A 1,246-nucleotide genomic window follows, 5' to 3' on the forward strand; every position below is an offset into this window, starting at 1 on the left:
TGAACCGCCCCGGGAATCGTGGAGGCTGGTTGGTTTAAGTTAATGCGGGTTCGGCGACCGGTGTTTCAAGTTGCCGATAGTAGTTTGCCTCAGCTTCAGCAGGCGGGATGTAGCCCAGGGGCTCCATCAATCGATGATGATTGAACCAGGCCACCCATTCCAGCGTTGCCAACTCGACGGACTCCCGTGTTTTCCAGGTGCGACGATGAATCAGTTCGGCCTTGTACAAACCGTTGATTGTCTCGGCCAGTGCGTTGTCGTAACTGTCGCCACGGCTACCAACCGAGGGCTCGATGCCCGCTTCGGTCAGTCGCTCGCTATAGCGAATGCTGACGTATTGCGAGCCTCTGTCGGAGTGATGTGTCAACGTTCCATCGTCGCCCGGGCGCCGCGCATAAAGTGCCTGTTCAAGTGCATCCAGAACGAAGTCTGTAGTCATCGACGAACTGACGCGCCAACCGACAATCCGTCGGGCGAACACGTCGATCACGAAGGCCACGTAGAGCCAGCCCTGCCAAGTCGAGACATAGGTGAAATCAGAAACCCAGAGCTCGTTTGGCCGGTCTGCCCTGAATTGCCGGTTGACACGATCCAGCGGGCGGGTAGCCGCCGCATCGGCAATGGTCGTGCGAACACGTTTGCCTCGCATTACGCCACGCAAACCCAGTTGCTTCATCAGCCGTTCGACCGTGCAGCGAGCCACCGCGATACGCTCCCGGTTCATCTGCTTCCAGACTTTATCCGCTCCGTAGACCCGCATGTTGGCGTGCCAGACACGCTGGATCTCGGGCCGCAGACGTTCATCCCGTATCGCACGGGCGCAGCGGCGCGACGGATCGCGAAGCTGTGCAGCATGACGCCGGTAGCCCGACGGGGCAATCCGCAAGACCTTGCAGATCGGCTCGACCCCGAAGGTGTCGCGATGCTGATCGATGAAGGCCTTCAGGACTTCAGGCGGCGGTCGAGCTCCGCCTGGGCGAAAAACGCACTCGCCAGTTTCAGAATCTCGTTGGCGCGGCGCAGTTCCTTGACTTCGCGTTCCAATGCCTTAAGACGTTCGCGTTCCGACGTGCTCACGCCCTCGCGCTCGCCGCTATCGACTTCATCTCGTTTGACCCACCCCAGCAATGTCTGGCTCGTGCAGCCGATCTTGGGGGCGATGGATTCGATCGCCGCCCACTGTGACGGATACTCGCCCCGATGCTCTTGCACCATGCGCACGGCACGTTCCCGGACTTCAGCAGAA

The 1,246-nt window shown here is 60.1% G+C and carries 1 protein-coding gene and 1 other annotated feature; the gene reads right to left on the reverse strand.

The genetic code is table 11. The annotated features are described in order from the left end of the window. Nucleotides 1-34 precede the first annotated feature (34 nt). Nucleotides 35-1,246, reverse strand: a protein-coding gene (locus tag BX591_RS35910; RefSeq protein WP_208644762.1) for an IS3 family transposase whose coding sequence is annotated in 2 segments (ribosomal slippage) — nucleotides 35-978 and nucleotides 978-1,246 — 1,213 coding nt annotated over the 2 segments. Because the reading frame shifts where the segments join, the coding sequence is not laid out codon by codon here. This gene is flagged as partial in the annotation. Beyond that, nucleotides 872-988 (reverse strand) — a sequence feature (AL1L pseudoknot). Its footprint overlaps the gene before it by 117 nt.

This window comes from Paraburkholderia bryophila (genome assembly GCF_003269035.1).
In the GTDB taxonomy this organism is placed as follows: Bacteria; Pseudomonadota; Gammaproteobacteria; order Burkholderiales; family Burkholderiaceae; genus Paraburkholderia; species Paraburkholderia bryophila.